General features: G+C 57.4%; 10 protein-coding genes. 4 read left to right on the top strand and 6 right to left on the bottom strand.

The window, feature by feature from the left end:
- The first annotated feature begins 55 nt into the window (after positions 1-55).
- Entirely contained in the window at positions 56-1,258 is a 1,203-nt protein-coding gene (locus tag EXY20_RS21540; protein ID WP_135554176.1) for an MFS transporter, read from the top strand.
- A gap of 8 nt (positions 1,259-1,266) precedes the next feature.
- Here EXY20_RS21540 and EXY20_RS21535 read toward each other — a convergent pair whose 3' ends face one another.
- Positions 1,267-1,914 carry a rhomboid family intramembrane serine protease gene (locus EXY20_RS21535; RefSeq protein ID WP_235886131.1) on the bottom strand — a complete coding sequence of 216 codons (648 nt, stop codon included), beginning with the start codon at positions 1,912-1,914 and terminating at the stop codon, positions 1,267-1,269.
- A gap of 40 nt (positions 1,915-1,954) precedes the next feature.
- On the opposite strand from EXY20_RS21535, the gene EXY20_RS21530 reads away from it, so the two are divergent.
- Positions 1,955-3,163 (top strand): MFS transporter, encoded by a 1,209-nt coding sequence (locus EXY20_RS21530; RefSeq protein ID WP_135554175.1) that lies wholly within the window; start codon positions 1,955-1,957, stop codon positions 3,161-3,163.
- Positions 3,164-3,219: 56 nt separating this feature from the next.
- Here EXY20_RS21530 and EXY20_RS21525 read toward each other — a convergent pair whose 3' ends face one another.
- Positions 3,220-3,855 carry an O-methyltransferase gene (locus EXY20_RS21525; protein ID WP_135554174.1) on the bottom strand — a complete coding sequence of 212 codons (636 nt, stop codon included), beginning with the start codon at positions 3,853-3,855 and terminating at the stop codon, positions 3,220-3,222.
- Between the two features lie 128 nt (positions 3,856-3,983).
- Between EXY20_RS21525 and EXY20_RS21520 the strand changes: the two genes are divergently transcribed.
- Positions 3,984-5,135, top strand: coding sequence for a THUMP domain-containing class I SAM-dependent RNA methyltransferase (locus EXY20_RS21520; RefSeq protein WP_135554173.1), 1,152 nt, complete (start codon positions 3,984-3,986; stop codon positions 5,133-5,135).
- A gap of 49 nt (positions 5,136-5,184) precedes the next feature.
- Here EXY20_RS21520 and EXY20_RS21515 read toward each other — a convergent pair whose 3' ends face one another.
- The 4 genes from EXY20_RS21515 to EXY20_RS21500 all read right to left on the bottom strand — a co-directional run bounded on the left by EXY20_RS21515 (position 5,185) and on the right by EXY20_RS21500 (position 16,482).
- On the bottom strand, positions 5,185-6,105 hold the full coding sequence (locus EXY20_RS21515) for a helix-turn-helix domain-containing protein (RefSeq protein WP_135554172.1): 921 nt from the start codon (positions 6,103-6,105) through the stop codon (positions 5,185-5,187).
- A 69-nt stretch (positions 6,106-6,174) separates the two neighbouring features.
- Positions 6,175-7,182, bottom strand: coding sequence for a phytanoyl-CoA dioxygenase family protein (locus tag EXY20_RS21510; protein WP_235886139.1), 1,008 nt, complete (start codon positions 7,180-7,182; stop codon positions 6,175-6,177).
- A 110-nt stretch (positions 7,183-7,292) separates the two neighbouring features.
- Positions 7,293-14,300, bottom strand: coding sequence for a glycoside hydrolase family 78 protein (locus EXY20_RS21505; protein ID WP_135554170.1), 7,008 nt, complete (start codon positions 14,298-14,300; stop codon positions 7,293-7,295).
- A 934-nt stretch (positions 14,301-15,234) separates the two neighbouring features.
- A complete protein-coding gene (locus EXY20_RS21500) occupies positions 15,235-16,482 on the bottom strand; it encodes an S-layer homology domain-containing protein (protein WP_135554169.1) in 1,248 nt (415 codons plus the stop codon).
- A 558-nt stretch (positions 16,483-17,040) separates the two neighbouring features.
- Here EXY20_RS21500 and EXY20_RS21495 point away from each other — a divergent pair.
- Positions 17,041-19,200, top strand: a complete 2,160-nt coding sequence (locus EXY20_RS21495) for a DNA topoisomerase III (RefSeq protein ID WP_135554168.1) — start codon at positions 17,041-17,043, stop codon at positions 19,198-19,200.
- Positions 19,201-19,212 lie beyond the last annotated feature (12 nt).

Genomic DNA, 19,212 nt, shown 5'->3' with positions numbered 1-19,212 from the left:
TCCGCCGAGTTGGGTTAAAGTTAGAGTTATCCGTCAGCCAGCAGGAGCGTGCCTCATGACCGCAACGCAAGCGCAACACCGGCGCCGATTCGCCATTTATTCGTTTGTCACCGTGCTTTATTGGGTCACCTTGTACATTTACGTGCCGATTCTGTCCCCCTACATGGAGGCCAAGGGCATCGGCTACACGCTGGCCGGCATCGTGCTCGGCAGCTACGGGCTCGTGCAAATTTTCGTCCGCCTGCCGATCGGCGTATGGAGCGACCGGCTGCGCGTGCGCCGGCCGTTCGTCGTGCTCGGGCTCGCCTCCGGCGCCGTCAGCTGCCTGTTGTTCGCCGCCGGGGCGCATTGGGGCTGGACGCTTGCCGCGCGAGCCGTCGGCGGCGTTTCGGCTTCCTGCTGGGTCGCCTACACCGTGCTGTTCGCCAGCTACTACGACAAGAACGACACCACCCGCGCGATGGGCCACATCAGCACGCTGACGGTCGTCGGCCAATTGATCGGCATGGGGCTGAGCGGCTGGATCGCCGGCGTTTGGGGATGGACAGCGACGTTCTGGACAGGCCTTGCCATCGGCACGATCGGCGCCATTTGCGCTTTCGCCGTTTACGAACCGCGCGAAGGCGTCGACCGCGAGCCCATCCGGCCATCGGAGCTGAAGGCGGTCATGCGGCTGCCGATTTTGCTGAAGGCGTCGCTTCTGTCCATCCTCGGACACAGCGTGCTGTTCATCACCATGTTCGGCTTTACCCCGCTCCAGGCGGTCAAGCTGGGGGCCACGCCCGGCCAGCTCAGCCTGCTCGTCTTCGCATTCATGATTCCGCACGCGGCCGCCGCGTCGGTGACAAGCCGCTGGATCGTGCCGCGAATCGGCGTCTGGGGCAGCGTCATCACCGGCTTCGCGCTTAGCGCCGTCTGTACGCTGGCGATTTCGCTCATGCCGACGTTCGGCGGGCTCGCCGCCACCCAAATCGTCAACGGCTTCGCCCAAGGCATGCACTTGCCGCTGCTGCTCGGACTGGCCATTCGCCACGTCGAACCCCGGCTGCGAGCGACGGCGATGGGCTTTTATCAGGCCGTGTACGCGATCGGCATGTTCGCCGGGCCGTTCGTCGCCGGCATCATCAGCAAAGCCGCCGGACTGGCCGGCGGCTTCTATCTCGGCGGCGCGCTCGGACTGGCGGCGGCCGGCATCGGCTTGTATTGGAGCGCCAGGGAACGGCGCAGCGCCAAAGCGGCCGCGTCCGTGTCGCTATAAGCGGCGCGTCAGTCGAAGCGGCGCAGCGGCAGCAGCGACATGACCGCGGCAAGCGCCACGCCGGCGACGAAGCCGCCGAGATGGGCGGACACGTTCACTTGCCGCGAAATGAACGTAAACACGATCCCGATGATGACGATCGTATACATCGTTTTGCGCGATTGGATGTCAAGCACCTCAGGCTTGAACAGACCAATGTAAATGTAAGCGCCGTACACGCCGAATATCGCACCCGATGCGCCGATGGCCATGTACGGTTCGCTGTGAAACAGATCGGTGGCAATATTGCCGATGATGCCGGTCAATAAATAAAACGCCGCATACCGGAGCGGGCCGAACAGCCGTTCCAGCGGCGGAGCGAATACGAGCAGCGCAAAGCTGTTGAACAACAGATGCTCGATGCCGCTGTGCAGGAATATCGGCGCAATGTAGCGCCACCATTCGGGCGCAGAACCGCCGTCGCGGAACAGCGCGCCGAAATGCTCCAGCGTCAGCTCGTCCTTGGAGCTCCCATACACTTCCGTCGCGATGTACAAGGCGATCTGGATCGCCAGCAGCAGCGTCGTGACCGGATAACGCCGAACATACTCGCGAAACGATTCTTTGCGCAAAAAAAGCATGCCGTCCGGCGGCCCCCTTTCGATATCGGTTTGCACAGCTGGTTGCACCTTGGCGAGCAAGAAAGAAGGAATCGCATTGATTAACTGGAAAGTCAACTTGTCGGTGCTATGGATCGGCCAATTTCTGACGATGGCCGGCATGACGATGATTGTCCCGTTCATGCCGCTGTATTTGCAGGAAATGGGCATGCAAAACGAGCATGAAGTCGCGCTTTGGGCCAGTCTGATTTTCTCCGCCAACTTCGTCACGTCGCTGTTCGCCCAGCCGATCTGGGGCGGCCTTGCCGATCGCTACGGCCGCAAAATGATGCTGCTGCGCTCCGGCTTCGGCATGGCCATCGTCATGACGCTGATGGGCTTTGCTCACAGTCCGTGGCAGCTGTTGCTGCTGCGGATGCTGAACGGCACCATCTCCGGCTTCGCGCCGGCGGCGATTGCCTTGATTTCGATCAATACGCCAAAAGAACGAATTGGTTTCGCGATGGGAACGCTGCAATCGGGCGGCGTCGCCGGCACGATTCTCGGGCCGCTGATCGGCGGCTTGCTGGCCGAAGCGTTCGGCTACCGGCCTATCTTCTATATCACCGGCTCGCTGTTGTTCGCCGCATCGATCATTGCGCTGCTGCTCGTGCGCGAATCGTTCGACCGCACGAAAGCGAAGCTGAAGGAGCGCGTCTCCGTGCTCGCCGGCGCCCGCGAGCTGGCCAAGATCCCCCAGCTGCCCGCGCTGTTCTCCGTCACCTTCCTGATCCAGTTCGCGCTGCTCGGCCCGATGACGCTGATGCCGCTGTTCGTGCAGGACCTCCACGGCAAAACGGCGATGCTTGCCTTTTTTGCCGGGCTCGTCGGCTCGGTGAACGGCTTCTCGAACATGATCGCCTCACCGCTGCTCGGCCGGCTCGGCGACAAGCTCGGCGCCGAAAAAATTCTCGGCATCTGCCTGATCGGCGCCGCGCTCAGCTTCGTGCCGCAGGCGCTTGTCGAGAATGTGTGGCAGCTGATCGCCTCGCGTTTCCTGCTTGGCGTGTTTATGGGCGGCCTGCTGCCGTCGGTATACACGCTCATCCGCCGCTTTACGCCGGACGGCATGGAAAGCCGCGCCTACAGCCTGAACACGAGCACGCTCAGCCTCGGCAACATGCTTGGCCCGCTCGTCGGCGGTTTGCTTGGCGGCTGGGTGTCGATTCGCGGCGTGTTCGTTTTGTCCGGAATTTTGCTGCTGATGAACAGCGTCTGGGTCAAACGGACGCTCGGCTCCGGCAAGCGCAAGGCAGCAAAGGCGTAAGGCTGCGCAAAGTGCAGCAAACGTTTGCCCCGCCCCGCTCAATCCGTTACGCGGGTTTAGCGAAACCGGGCGATCGTCAGCCCGTCGTAAGCGGGCAGCAGCACGCCTTCGAGCCGCGGATCGCCCGTCATGCGCGCGTTGAACGCGCGCATCTGCGTGACGGCGTTGCCGCGCTCTTCTTCGTTCAACGTTTTGCCGTTCATGAACGCGTTGTCGCCGATGACGATCGCCCCCGGTTTGCCGAGCCGAAGCGCCCAATCGAGGTAGTTCGGGTAGTTCCCTTTGTCCGCGTCGATAAAGAAGAAGTCGAACGTCCTTCCTTCCGCGCCCAGCTGTTCCAGGCTGTCCAGCGCTTCTCCCACCCGGTATTCGACCTTCTCCCCAAGCCCCGCCTGCCGCAAATGCTCATGGGCGAGCGCCGCGTATTCCGGCTTCAGTTCGAGCGATGTCAACGTGCCGCCGTCCGCAAGCCCCCGCGCCAGACAAATGCCGCTGTAGCCGCCAAGGGCGCCGATCTCCAGCACGCGGCTTGCTCCCGTCATTCTCACGAGCATCGTCAGCAGCTTGCCGTAACCCGGCGCAATCGATATTTCCGGCATGCCGTGGCGGCGAATGCCTTCCTTCACCCGTTCCAACTCGGCGTCGTGCGCCGCAAGCGATTCCGCATATTGTTCGCGTTGTTTGGTTTCCATCACGATCATCCTTCCCCAAGCGGACCGATGCGGTTCCGCACAATTGTATGCAGCCCTCTTTTCGCCTATACTACTGTATTGTATGGCTTTTCCGGCCGGATCACAACTTGATGCCAAGAGGTTAGAAGATGCCCAAATTGCAATTGATCGCTACCGTCCCGATGGGACTTGAAGCCGTTGTCGCCCGCGAAATCAAGGAGCTCGGCTATGAGGATATGCAGGTGGAGAACGGGCGGGTGACGTTCGCCGGCGACGAAGCCGCCATTTGCCGCGCCAACCTGTGGCTGCGCACGGCCGACCGCCTCCTGGTCAAAATGGGCGAGTTCCGCGCGACAACGTTCGACGAACTGTTCGAAGGGGTAAAGGCGCTGCCGTGGCCGGACTGGATTCCGGAGCGCGGGGAGTTTCCGGTGGAAGGCCGCTCTCACAAGTCGCAGCTGTCGAGCGTGCCGGCGTGCCAAGGGATCGTGAAGAAAGCGATTGTGGAAAAGATGAAGCAGCGCTACCGCACCGACTGGTTCGAGGAAACCGGGGCGCGGTACGTCGTCGATGTGGCGCTGCTGAACGACATCGCCACGCTGACCATCGATACGACCGGCCCCAGCCTGCACAAACGCGGCTATCGCAAGCTCGTCACCGAAGCGCCGCTGAAGGAAACGATGGCGGCGGCCATCGTGCTGTTGAGCCGCTGGAACGCGGAACGACCGTTCGTCGATCCGTTCTGCGGCTCGGGCACATTCCCGATCGAAGCGGCGATGATCGGCTGGAACATCGCGCCGGGGCTGCGCCGCAGCTTCCCGGCGGAGGCGTGGCCGAACGTGCCGCAGCGGCTGTGGCAGGAGGCGCGCGACGAGGCGTACGACTTGCTGCGCGACGATGTGCCGCTCGATATCGCCGGCAGCGACATCGATCCGGCCGCAATCGAAGTGGCGCAAGCCGCCGCCAAAGCGGCCGGGCTTGCCAAAGAGCTGCGGCTCACCGTCCAGCCGGTCGCCAAAACGCGCCTGGTCGGCGAGTTCGGCTGCATCGCAACGAACCCGCCGTACGGGGAGCGGATTGGCGACCGCGACGAAGTGGAGAAGGCGCTGCGCCAGCTTGGCTCCGTCGCCGCCGGCCATCCGGATTGGTCGATGTTCGTGCTATCGCCAAGCCGTCAGTTGGAGCATTACATCGGTCGGCCCGCCACGAAGAAACGCAAGCTGTTCAACGGCCGCATCGAATGCGCGTTGTACCAGTTCCACGCGCCCGGCGGTTTGTATCGCCGCAGCACGAACTCATGAACAAATCGCCTTTCTCCCGGCCCGAAGGGTTCGGGGAGAAAGGCGATTCTCATGTTGAAGCGTCTTCCGCCGGTTGCGGAAACCGGAACACCCGGTGCTGCCGGGGTCCGGTCGGCGGTTCGTCGGGCAAGGCGATATTGTGCAGCCGATCGTGCCGGTAACGGTCGCGAAACTGGCTCGGCGTCATGCCTTTGATGCGTCGGAAGCAACGCGAAAAGTAATGCTCGTCTTCGAAGCCGACCGCATAAGCGATTTGTTTCACGCTCCACTTGCCGAACGGCAGCAGTTCGCTCGCCCGTTCGATGCGCAGCCGCATGATCAGCATTTGCGGCGTTTCGCCGAAATAGTGGCGCACCTGGCGCGTGAAATGGGCATGCGTCCAGCCGGCATGCTCGCAAAGCTCGGAGACGCGAATGGTCCGATACAGATGCGTACCGATATAATCGTACGCCCGCTGCAGTTGCTCCGGGAGCAGCTTGCCGTGGCCTCCGGGCGCCGCCGCCCCGAGCTCGTAAAGCGCCGCCAACTCGTCGAGCAGCACGTAGAGCAGCTTGTTGCAGCGTGTCTCCCAGCGATGCGCCTTGGCTTCGCCGTATTGAAAGATACGCTGCAGCAGGTCGATGAGGAGCGGACTCGTTTCCGGCACGTAGTGCGCCTCCGCCAACAGCGTCGAATACTCGCGGGGAGGAAGCGGGTCCCAGACGAAATGGGCGAACAAATGCCGGGTCGGCACGTCCGGATCGAATTCATACGTATGCCCTTCGCCGGGCCGGGTCACAATGTAACCCGGCCGGTCGATCCGGATGCGTTTGCCGCCAACTTCATAGACGGTGCGAGAACCGATCGGAAAATAAACCAGTTCGTAATCTTCCAGCTCCCGATACGGCAAGCTTGCGCCTGCCGCGGCAAACACGTCGCCGCAAATGATAAGGCGCGGCAACGGCGCGGCCTTGCGAATCTGTTCGGTCATCGCCTCACACCGACCTGTCCCGACGTTTTCCTCCACTATAGCCGATAACGCCGGCCCGGGAAAGTCCGTTCAATCGTGGTCGTCGGTCATCCCCGGCGGCTGCTGCCGTTCTTCCATATTGCCGTCCGGCGACGCCATCATGACGGGCAGTCCGCCTTTGCCGATGCCGCTCCCGGGTTCGGGCAAATCGAGCGGCGTGCCGAACGCCGGCTTGGCATAAGGCAAATGCGTTTGCCCCCTGGCCAAAATATGCAAGTAATTCGCAGAATCGCCTTCATAAGGCGAACCGTGGTTCCACGGCACCCAGGAGCGTGCGTTGCAGTAATGGCACACATAGGCGCGGCGCAACCGGTCCTCCGTGCGATTCGGGTAGGAACGGTGCAGCAGATGCGATTCAAAAAACAGCACGTCGCCCGGCTTCATCGGCACCGGCGTCACATCAGGGTAACGGGCCGCCACTTTGGAAAGCGAGTTCAGTTCGTCGTCCAGGTTGCTTGCGTTCACCGCAAACTGCATGTCGCCGAAGACGCCGTTCGCGTGCACCCAGCCGTCCTGGCCTTCCGCCATATAAATCGGTTCGCGGCTGCTGCCCGGCGCCACCCACAAGCAGCCGTTGTCGACGTCGGCCTCCTCAAGCGCAATCCATGCGCCTATCAACGTCTCGGGATAAGTGCGGATATAATAAGCGTCCTGGTGCCAGCCTTGCCCGCCGCGGCCCGGCGGATTAAAAAACAGCATCGATTGCAGCGCCGTCACGTCAGGTCCGATCAACGCTTCGAGGACGTCCAGGACACGCGGATGCAGCAGCCCCCACTCCGCCGTTTCATGCAGGCGATGCAGCATATGGACCCGTGTAAACTTTTGCAAAAAATCGGGATTCGGCTTGTCGGAGGGCTGAAATTCCGCTCCAGGCACTTGCACGCGCCCCGTCATCAAATCTTCGGTCCACGCCAGCAATCGTGCGATATCGTCCGCGGCGATCAGCCCCGGCACCTTCAGAAACCCGTTCTGCTTGTAGGATGAATATTGATCTGCGCCTACCAAATACCGATCCGGCCGTGCTGTCGCTTGCGCCATGTAGCTCACACTGTTCGCCTCCGCCATGTTCAAGAATCGCTTTCATTATCCGCAAAATAAGCGGCGGCAACAATAGAGCGATTCGATAGAATGGTGGACTCATTTGCTATTCAGCGAACCCGGTGGACGCCGACATATTCATGAATGCTGCCGATAATCGTGATCGGAACATCTTCTGTTTTAACAATGCCGTTCGCATAACGAAGACGGAACCGGATCTGGTAAACGCCGTTCGGCAAACGGCCGGGTACCGTCAGCATCCGTTCGTCGAACAACTCGCCGTCGAACCGGTAGCCGGAGCTGTCCGGAGCAAGCGCGACTTCGAGATCGTACGGCGTTCCGTCCGCGCCTGTCGCCTGCAGCCGGGCTGTCGCTTCCTCAACCGGCGCCGGCGCGCTGGCGGCGCTCAATACCAGGCGTTCGCCGGAATAAAAATCTTGCGGACGCCCCGTAGTAACATGCCCAAGCGCTTCGTGGTTGGCCAGCCACTCCGGCGTATGCCGAACGTCCGCCTGAATGGTCAGCGGCAGCACATCGATCGTATGCAAGGCGCTTGCAGTCGTACGGCCGTCGGAAACCGTCAGCGTCGTCTTGTATGCGCCGGGCGCGGCAGCCGGGACGACAAGGGTTGGCGCCGCACCCGTCAGCAAGCCGCCGTCCGGCTTCTCGACCGCCCACACGTAGCTTAGCGGATCTCCGTCAGGATCGGACGACTGGCTGGCTATCATTACCGTGTCTCCCTCCCACGCCGGCTTCGGGGTCCAATCGAATGCAGCCGTCGGCGGACGGTTGATGTACATCCACTTCTGCGTCGACCAGTTGCTCCAAACGGCTTTATCGTCCTGCACCCGTACGCGTACCCGGTAATACTGGCCGCCGGCCAGCGGCATCGCGGCATGTACCGCCCAGCTTTGCGCGGGTGCGGACGTGTTCTGCGCCATCGCGCCGGACGATGTGGCCGCAACATTGGACGACCAGCCGGCGCTCGTCCACGTCAGCGTATTCGCTTCATTCGTGATCTGCACCTCATATCCTTTGAACACGGTGCCTGCATCAGGATCGGTTTGGCTCCACTGGATCGTTGGCGTCGTCGTGCTGACAATTGTCGCCGTCGCTTTGGCCGTTCCGCTTGGATTTGTTACGTCGGCCGAAGGCGGTTGGTTGAGTACGATTTTGAAATACTTTTTCGCCGCCGGCGCCGAATCGGCATAACCGTCGTTCGCTTTCACCTGAACCGAGTAAGTCTGGCCGTCTGTCAAATAGTATGCTGGCATCATACGTGTTTGCGCGACGGACGTTACCCAACCGGAATCGTAGATTTGCGTGTTGCTGCTGTTGTACACGTACAGCTCGTATTTAACCTGCGGATCATTTTCCGCGTCCGTATACGTCCACTCGAATGTCGGCGTCGTGGTGCTGACGATCGTCGGGTTCGTCGGATCGGCGCTGGCCGGGTTCGTTATCGTCACAACCGGCGGATGGTTCGGTGTGATATTGGCCGGGCCTGTGTCGAACGAAATCGTATACGGCATGCTGTCCGCGCCTTCAATGTCGGTAACGGTCAGCGACAGCATGTACGTCGTGTTTTTCGCCAGCGGCGACGGCAAGGTGCCGTCCGTCCATTCCGTGTCGGCGGCGAGCTTCCATTTCCACGCTTTTGCTGCAATGCCTTTTGTTGTTGTCGCCATTGTGATCGAATGGTCCGCATCGTACGAATCTTCTTTGATCGTCGCCGTCGCTTGCAACGGGTTGGCCGGATTGTCGCGCAGCACGACGCTGAAATGAGCAATCGGTCGCCGGTGCACATAGAACGTCAGCGGATCGGCCGGGATCGCGCTCCATTTGGCATACGGGTTCACCGCGGCGTTTCCTTGCGTCGGATCGTCCTGCGCCCGGAAATAGACGGTGTACATGCCGACCTTGTTCAGTCCGGATAACGGCGTCTCGATGTCCTGCCCGCTCTCCGGCACCGTGCCCTGGTTGTTGTCGAACACGTTCGGGTCGTGGGTGAAGCGGAACTTGCCCGCCTGCATCGGATCGGACTCGTAATCCTGATACACCCCGGCAAAATCGACCGAGTCTCCCTGCAGAAAATAAAGCGCGCCGCCGGACGGATCCGACTGTTTGATATCCGCGGCGATGTACGCGGCGATATCGTCCAGCGCTGCGGCTGCGGACGTATAAGGCAGGTACGTGCCGCCGCTTTGTTTGACCAGGGTTTGCACCGCGCCCCAGATGGATGACGGTCCGGTGAAGATCGTGCGGATGTTTTGCCCGCCGACCGTGTTGACGAACGCCGGATCGTTCTGGCTCATATCGATCGCGCCAGCTGCCTTGACCGAAACGTTGCCGTTGTTGTCCGAGGAAAGATAAATGACTTTCCCTTTCGCTTTCAACGGGAATGCCGACTGAGGGTAACTGACCGCCGGCAGCCATCCGGCATCGAGCAGCGTCATGTCCGCTTTGTTGAACCGATATAACATCCCCGAGCCGACCAGATACAAGTCGTAATCGTCGAGCAGGAAACTATAGCCCGGCAATCGTTGATTGAGCGCTGTAGAGATGAAGCCGGGGTAATAGACATTTTGTCCCCAGTCGTCGACCCAGACGTTGTACTGGCCTACGGCAAAGAAATTTTTCCCGTCGTAAGCGATATTGGTGATGTTGTACAGCCCTTGGGTAAGGAGGGTACTGGTAGCCGTTCCGGTCGAGAGATCCGAAAGTTTAATATACCGGAACACTTGCCCGGAGTACCCCTGCAAAGCAACGCTATAACCATTGCAAGTAAAAGCGATATAGCCGCCGGATAAGAAAAGCTTGGAAGTCAGGAGACAGCCATTTGTAGGTAACAACTGCATCGTGACGAAAGTACCGCTGCGATTCGTACGCAAATACGTGATGAAATCGGTAACGTAGGACGAACCGTTCCAGGTACTTGTGGAAGTACTATAAACCGTATAAGTATATCCGGCATCGTCCTGAATCGAAGAGATCCCGGAGTACAGACTAACACCCGTAATGGTATCCACTAACGAGGTGCCATTGCGAGTCGTTTTGTAGATACTGTAAGGCGCACTGCCATTATATCGCATATACAGGTAGGCGCCGTTGCGGAACGTTTTGAGACTCTCCTCGATCGCCAGTCCATTTTTGGGCAATGATGTGCGCGCATAAGATTTCGTGCCTGGGTTGAAGAACGTAAAATCATACGCGTCCGTTGTCCCGTTGTATTTCAGTCTGCTGTAAGAATTCGAGCTGGAATCGAATTCGATTCGATTATTCTGGTAGTTTCCGGAATCGTAGATCAAGTCGTCTTTGGTTGCGCCTACAGTCTGATCGACGAGATAGGACGGAATGGGCGGCTGCGGCTTGGCGGCAGGCAAGTTCGTGTACCCGGCACTGGCCACATATTCGGTGTTGCCGATAAACTGTTTGATCGATACCGTCGAGTTCATGATCGCACCTGTCCGCGTGAGGCTGCCGGTATAGGCGACTCCAGGATTGAGCCGATAGATTGCTGCGGGTCCGGTCCCCGCGTACACATATAAATTGTTGTCAGCGCCGAACTTAACCCGGACATTGTTCTTGCCGTAGATCGCCATCCCGTTCGTTTGCGTACCGTCGGAACCGTACAAAGAATAGCTCGGGGTATTGGCTGTTGTAGGGTGCATGACCTCCATTTGTGAGACAAACTCCGGACGATTCGTATAGAAATAGGTCCGGTAGGTGTAACTGTCATCCACGATCGTTATGGTTGCCGCGTAATAGCCATCCTTGTCGTAATCGAGGGAGCCTGACGCATAACTCGGCATACTGTAATTGTTTATCACGCTTTCTGTAGTCCCGGCCCTCACGATCTTCCCGTTTAGATCCAGTTGGTACATATTGTTCGTACCATACTGCTGCCAAAAGCCGGATAAAGCATTGGATTTGACTTGTTGATCGTCGGTGATGTACAAGCCCATTTCCGAACTTGCGTAATGTGTCGCGAGATTAGGCCCAAACTTTCCCGTCGTTTTGTCAAAATAGTACACGCCGCCGTTCGCCAAAAGATAGGGTCGCCCCAGTTTGTCCCGGTATGTGCGTAAATTGGGCTGATTGGGAGAAAAGTAAGGATTACTCTCGAGTGCAAACTTGATTTGGTAATGCTCCTCCTCCAAGGCGTAAAAAATCTTGTTGTTTGTGACGCCGAAAATGGCCACATTGCCGTCTTCATAGGTATAGGTAGCAAAAATGAACGTGCCATCAGCTGCCGGGAAAGCTTTGTACGTTTCCTTGCCATTGCGGTCCATCTTGTGAACCTGGATGACCGTACCCTTGGTTGTTGTCGCGCATCCCCCATATGGGCAGTCATTGGCATAATAGTAGGCTTGGTAACTATTGAACCAGGAGTAGTCTCCCTGCGTGTTGTACGAAATAGCGTTTGGCGGAATCGACTCTTGCGTCATTTGATTCATGATATTGGTGGTGCCGGACGATGCCGCGCCTTCTTTGCTGATGTACAGCACCGTTGACGTCAGCGCGTGCTTGAATAAATAAATGGGCTGGCCGTCATAATCGAGGCCAATATCCATGAAGGACACATTGACGTCAGCCGTTTTCGTCCAGAGCACCGTTTTGCTCGTCATGTCGTAAGCGGTCACCGTGCGTTTGTCGTAACCGACGGCGTAAATTTTATTTTGGTTGATGCTGTACCGGATCGGGTAGCCGGTCGGCGCCCCGGTCAATGCCTCGGAGCTAATGACGTTGCCAATTTGCAAGGTAATTTTGTGCGGCACGTTTCCGGTTATTTTGTTGGCGATGATGACCATTTTGTCGCCGACCACTTCGGCGTCATAGATTTGTGGGTAGAAATCAGTCATTGTCCGCAAGCTGCCGTTGTAGCGATAGCCTAAATACTGGGTGTTGACCGTGCCTTGGGCGCCAAACCAGTAGGTGTTGGAACCGACATTGTAGCCATCCACGTACGTATCGACGACTCCGCTGGAAACCACGTAGTTGTCAGGGGAAGTTGTCGGCGCGTAATGGTTCGATGCTTTGCGGAAGTAGTTCGCCTGCTGCTGGTAGGTGTCGAAATAATAGATTCCTTCCGCCGACCAGATCACCCACTCGCCATTCACGTAGCTGGGATGGCCGACAATTTGATTCAGTCCGTTGAATGCTCCCACAAGCGGGAACGATCCCATGCTGGAAGAAATCATCTGATACTTGTGGCGGAACTGGTCGCCGGTATCTTCGATTTCCAAGATAAACGGGTTGCCTTTGCTGTCCTTTTGCAGCGACCATTGTTTATTCGGTGCATAGTCGTAATTGATGACCGTTGGATTCGGTCCGACCTTCGGAAACAGCGCTTGTGTTGTACTGCCCACCTGCACGGATGTCGGGTACTGATTCAGCGCCAATGCCAGCGGAGCGACCGGCGGTCCGATCGAGCCTTGCTCGGCCAGTGTGTTGGTGGCTCCGACGAAATATTTGTGGTCGACCGGGTTGCTCCAGCTCATGTCGTGGTTCAGCTTCGTATTGCTGTCCTTCAAGTAGTCGCTTTCTCCGATTGGATCCCACGTACTTGTTTTGATGTTCGCCTTCACTTGGTTCGCTTGCAACGTCGTTTTCAGCGTGTTGATGTTGTTGCGGAAGTAATTCTGTTCGGCCGCCGAAAGATTGCCGATGTTCACGTAGATGTCCGCCTTGTACTCCTTGCTCGCATTGAGCCCGGTGGTTGGCGCCTGGTTATCCGCTTCGGCCTCGGCAAACGTCACGTCGGACCACAGATAATCGCTGTCGTGGATGTACGCGGCGAACGGGCCGGGATCGAACGTTTCGCGCACACGGAACGCGAACAGGTAGTGCCCAACTTGCGTCGCTTCTGCGGTTGCCTTGCCGGTGACCATATTCATATTGATCGTCATCCGGTCGTCCTCGTCGAGCCAGGAGCCGTCGTTGTCGGCATCGTAAATGCCGGTAAGCTCCAGCGTGCCGAGCGTATCGCTGTCGGGTGAATAAGAGTCGCTGCTCAAATTGAACGTGATTTTGTTGTCGTTGTCCGGGTCGCGGTACACTTTAGCCGCCGTGTCCAGAACCGCTACGGGCAGTTGGTCGGGCGCGATGGTGAACGTTTTTTCGGCGGTGTCGCAGCCAATTGCGTTGCAGACCGTGTAAGCGGCTTTGAAATCGCCCGGTTTGCGGAACATCACGTCCAGCCTTGTGGTGCCGGACAAGCTGCCGATCGTCACAATATCCGCTGCGGTGACGCCGGCGGAAACTGGCGTTACCGTGAACGTGCGGCTCGTGATCGGAAAAGCGGCAGGCGTTGAGCTGCCGGAGCCGTCAAGCACCATCGGCCGTTTTTCCTTTTTGTCGCCGGTAACGAGAATGCTCGCATCCGGACCGGGCGACTTGATCTGGAGCGTCATGTTCGTTTGTGCGCCGCAGGCAGGCTTGTCCAGATCGGTGACGCCGAGCCACACTCGATATGTGCCGATTGAATCGAACGTAATGATCACATCGCGGCCAATCGGGCCTGTGATAAGGCTGCCGACGTTGCCGCTGCCGTCTTGCAAACCATAGTACCATTGATACGACAAGTTTGTGCCGCCGCCGTTTTGTTTCGAGCCGGAGCCGGAAAAATAGACTTCCGCGCCTTGCTTGGCGCTGCTCGGGCCGTTGATGGCTGCCGTTGCCGGCGTGCTGCATGATGGCGGAGTCGGAGTTGGTGTTGACGTCGGCGTCGGTGTCGCGGTTGGAGCCGGCGATGGTGTGGAACTGTCCTTGGTAATGGTGAGCGTACAAGACTTGCTTGTTTCGTAATTACCTCCTGACGTATATACAGTCGCTTTCGTGTCGATGGTGAGGGTCTGCGTTGGTTGGCTGGAGAGATCGATATCTGCCGCTGCGATCGTCAGATTGAGCGTCTTGCTGCCGCCACTCGCGCTCGTTGATGCGTAGCTGCTGCTCTGCGAGCCTTTGCCTCCGCTGTAGGAGGCGTCTGCTCGCCAGCCGTTAATTGGGGCTGCGGGCGGGTTGTTCAGCGTCGATGGGCCGACGGTTACGGCGACAAGAACGTTGCCGCTGGTGTAGTTGACTACGCTGGTGGGGGAGACGGCGCAGTTTGTCGTCACATAAGGTGTGGCGTCGTCAGCGTACTCGACCGTTAATTTTGTTGGATATTTATAAGTTTTCGAAGATATATCGACAAAAAAAGCGGCATAATAGACCATTACAGCTGCACCTGGAGCTGCAAGTCGGATCCAATCAGCTTCGTGATTGAAGTTCTGTGAGTACTTGACAGAGAAGTTGTCTAACGTACCAGTGGTAGTGATGATGGATGTCGTGTAATCGGTTTTGCCAGATGCAACGCCTGCAGGGCCGGGAATATCATCCTGCGTATTTTTTGTTGTTGTAAAGGTAATATCTGATGATGACACTGCACTTGCAGGAATCTGATCTGAACCTGCAAAATACTGAGCGGTTCTCGAACCAGACATCAATAAGTTGCTGTCTGAACAGGCCGGAAAAAGTGGCAACGAAGGATATGATGGATCAAACTGAGTTGCTGCGCCACCACAAGGGGAAGCTGTTACACCGTCTGCATACCATAGATTCCCCATTGTTCCGACCCCATATCGGTACCATGCGTAATATCCGAGTGTAGTTTTATTTTTTTCCGATTTTACATTCAGAGATGAACCAGATACATAGATTGTTCCGTTCCATGAATGTTGTCCAACCGCGCCAGGTGTTATATTGTCCTGATAGAGAGTACCGTCTCCGTAGTATAAGCTGATCTTGTTTATTTTCTTTCCTGCTGCAGCTGAAACAGTCACATCGTTCGATGTCAAATATGAACTAGATGAATATGAGTGTGATCCCACGACTGAACTTTCCGGATAAGAAACGCTCAATTGTGTTTGTCCTGCTGTACTGGCAAAGTTCCATATATTCAAAGGAACTAAGCTGGACAGAAGAATGATGATTTGAAAAAAGGCAATCAGAGTTCGGCGTTTCTTCATGCAAGTGTACTCTCCTTCCACATCCATTTAACGTTTTCTATCCCTACTCCTTTCGTGGACGAACAATCAACAGGGTCTTTCTCGCAATATCCGCAGGTGGGCGAGCAGGAGCATAGATTGAAATATCGATTTGAGTAGCATTTGCGGCAATTATTTTTGGGATAATGTAAGCTTCGGTATCCCCATCTTTTGTAAGGAAAATGCTTGTGATGCGGTTTAACTCACCATTCATGAATGCTTGATCTTTGTCTTCAGGTGATTCTAATCCACTCAAACTTTTACTAATGTGATTGCTTTCTACATAGACATTCTTGTCCGTATTGTAATCGACGTGTGATTGATAGATAAGAACATAGCTGTTCGGATAATCTTTCACCGGATATCCTACCGTTTTTGATGTCCACTTGTACCACTGCATTTTATTTAGTTCCGGCAATAGTCTTCTATTAGGGTCATTAGGGTCTGCGAGATCAATAGCCACTAGAGCATCAAGTTCGCCACGATAATTCCCATCTGTCGTCTCGACGAATAAATTGTTCGGATTCCACTGACCATCAGCAGTCATTTCTTCCATTTTGAAAAACTCCGGCATTACGGTAAAGATATTAGTTTTGTGCCAAGCCAGTTCGGCGTTGCTAATCGCGTACTTATCTGCCACCAGTTTCCCGCCGCTGTTCACCGTTAATATCCGTTCAATGATCGTCACACTCTGCGCCCTTGTCGTCGGCTGATCCATGCCGAGCATGCCGGTATCGTCCATACCTTGAATAAGCCCCGCCTTCGTCGCCGCGTACATATACTTCTTTTGGTCGAATGCTACTGCATCCCGCACATCCTTCACTGCCGCGCGCACGGCCAGCATCGCCATTTCTTCGCGAGTGATCGGATCGTCCCACGTCCCCGACGCAAAATCATACTTGTACATGCCCGCCGACACTGCGCCACGCACATAGGTGTCGTACCAGACGCCGCCTGCGGGACCAAGCGGCAGCTTCAGCGCCGTCATTGCCATCTTCACAAACTCCGCACGCGTCACGCTTTGTTCGGGCTTGAAGGTCCCGTCGAGGTAACCGTCGACATACCCTTGGTAAACGGCATCCGAAACGGATGAAGCCGCCCAATGCCCGGCCAAATCCGAGAATACGCCGGATGCCGTAATACCGGCCCCTGCCGTTTGCCCTTGCCCCGCGCCCGCCGCCGCATGCCCGACCGCCCCGCCGCCCGCCGCGCCCACTGCAATGCTTGCCAACAACACAAAACCGGCCGCCAACTCAAACCCTTTGACTCTCATCCTTTTCACACTCCGTCCCCTTTATTGGCCATCCGACGCCGCCTTCTCGATCGACGGACTATCAAGATCAACGACAAAAGGACGCACCCCAACCAAATACGGTTCGGTGCGTCCTTCGCTACTCGACAACGGATGGGAAAATTACCCTTTCCACACAGTACCATATTTCCCACAGGATTGATAGCCCCTTGCAAAAAAATTGTCGGATCGATCCGGCGTATGTTTTACCTGCGGCCCGACTTTTTGCTACAATAGCGTCAGATTGCAGACGGGAATCTCACCGGGACAGCGCACAAACAGGAACTCTCTCAAAAATAAGCCATCTTTTATTGGCTATTCCCCCCAAAATAGCCCCCAACAACAAAATAGCCAGTGAAATCGCTGGCTATTTCGCTGAAATTAGCGTTTGAGGGGCATTTGGGCCACAATAGCCAGTGTTTTCACTGGCTATTTCCCCCGGACCGCATAAAAAGTGACGAATAAGCCATTTTTTATGGCCTATTTCGGTGGCAGCGAGAGCGAATGTATAACGAATGTCGACAAAAAAGGAGCAAGCCGATGAAAGCATTGGTACTGGCGGAAAAACCGAGTGTCGCCAAAGAAATCGCCCGCGTGCTGGGCTGCCATAACAAGCAAAAATCTTACCACGAAGGGCCGAACTACGTCGTCACCTGGGCGCTTGGCCATTTGGTGACGCTGGCGGAGCCCGAGGATTACGACGACAAATACAAAACGTGGAAGCTGGAAGATTTGCCGATCATCCCGGACAAAATGAAGCTCAAGGTAATCAAGGAAACTTCGCACCAATTCCGAGCCATCGAGCAGCTCAGCAAACGCGCCGATTTGTCCGAGCTTGTCATCGCTACTGATGCGGGACGCGAAGGCGAACTGGTCGCGCGCTGGATCATGGAGCTGATCCGCTGGAAGAAGCCGTTCAAGCGGCTGTGGATTTCGTCGCAGACGGATCAGGCGATTCGCGAAGGCTTCGCCAAACTGAAGCCGGGCGCCGAATACAACCGGCTGTTCCAGTCGGCGGTGTGCCGCTCGGAAGCCGATTGGCTGATCGGGCTGAACATCACGCGCGCCCTGACGAGCAAGTACGATGCCCAGCTCGCCGCCGGGCGCGTGCAAACGCCGACGCTGGCGACGATGATCGCCCGCGAAGAGGAAATTCGCCGCTTCCAGCCGGTCGAATACTGGACGCTGACCGCCGATTTTGGCGGCTTTCAGGGGCAATGGCGCGGCGCCAACCAGGAGGCGCGCATCTTCGACAAGGCGAAGGCCGAAGCGATCCGGGCCAAAGTGAGCGGCAAACAAGGCCGCATCGTCCGCGTGCGCAAAACGGAAAAAACGATCCCCCAGCCGCTCGCTTACGATTTGACGGAGCTGCAGCGGGATGCCAGCAACCGGTACGGCTTTTCGGCCAAACAAACATCGTCGCTGCTGCAGCGGCTGTACGAGCAGCACAAACTGGTCACCTACCCGCGCACGGACTCCCGCTACTTGACATCCGACATGGCGCCGACGCTGAAAGGAAGGCTGGAGCGCATCGCCGTCGGCCCGTACGCCCAGCTCGCCGGGGCGCTGCTGCGCAAGCCGCTGGCGATCGGCAAACGAATCGTCGACGACAGCAAGGTCAGCGATCACCACGCGATCATCCCGACCGACCAGTATGTCAACATGAGCGCCTTGTCCAATGAGGAGCGCAAGTTGTACGATTTGATTGTGAGGCGGTTTATCGCTTTGTTCTACGCGCCATGCCGGTTCGATCAAACGTCCGTCGTCGTCGATGTGGCGGGCGAGTCGTTTCACGCTTCCGGCAGCATTATGAAAGAAGCCGGCTGGAAGGAAGTATACGGAACGATCGACTTATCCGATCCGGACGACAACGAAGACGGCGCGAACGGCGAAACGGCCGACCGGCTGCAGGAGCAGGCGCTGCCGCCGGTTCGCGAAGGCGAAACCGTTGCCATGCGCGAATGCCGCGAGCGCAGCCAGTTCACGAAGCCGCCCGGCCGCTACACCGAAGCGGCGCTGCTTACCGCGATGGAGCGCGGCAACCTCGGCACGCCGGCGACGCGCGCGGACATCATCGAGAAGCTGCTCGGCACCGATACGATCGAACGCAGCGGCAGCACGCTGCGGCCGACCGGCAAAGGCACGCAGCTGATCGAGCTCGCCGCAAGCGAGCTGCGTTCGCCCGAGCTCACCGCGCAGTGGGAGCTGGAGTTGGAGCGAATCGCCAAAGGGCAAGGCAGCATGGAGAAGTTTCTGTCCGGCATCCGCGGCATGACGCAAACGATGGTGCAGGCGGTCAAAGCGAGCGATGCCGTCTACAAACCGCACAATTTGACGCACAGCCGATGCCCGCAGTGCAGCCAACTGCTGCAGGAAATCAAAGGAAAACGCGGCTTGATGCTCGTGTGCAGCAACCGCGAATGCGATTACCGCCGGGCCGGCGAGCCGCAGCTGATCAACAAACGCTGCCCGACGTGCAGCAAGAAGATGGAGATCCACACCGGCAAAGCGGGCAAATACGCGCAGTGCCGGCGCTGCAACGTAATTGAAATGCTTGAAGGGGACAAGGCGAGCAGCGGCGGCGGACGCAAAGCGGCTCGCAACAACCGCGAGCTGATCAATCAATACAGCGATAAAGAATCGCTGGGATCCAGCCTGGCCGACGCGTTGAAAGCGGCGATGGAGAAAAACAATTCATAACCAACAAAAGGC

Origin of the sequence: Paenibacillus cymbidii (genome assembly GCF_004764705.1) — a bacterium.
In the GTDB taxonomy this organism is placed as follows: Bacteria; Bacillota; Bacilli; order Paenibacillales; family NBRC-103111; genus Paenibacillus_AN; species Paenibacillus_AN cymbidii.
The sequence above is the reverse complement of the archived record's forward strand: the minus strand, read 5'-3'. Positions and strand labels throughout refer to the sequence as shown.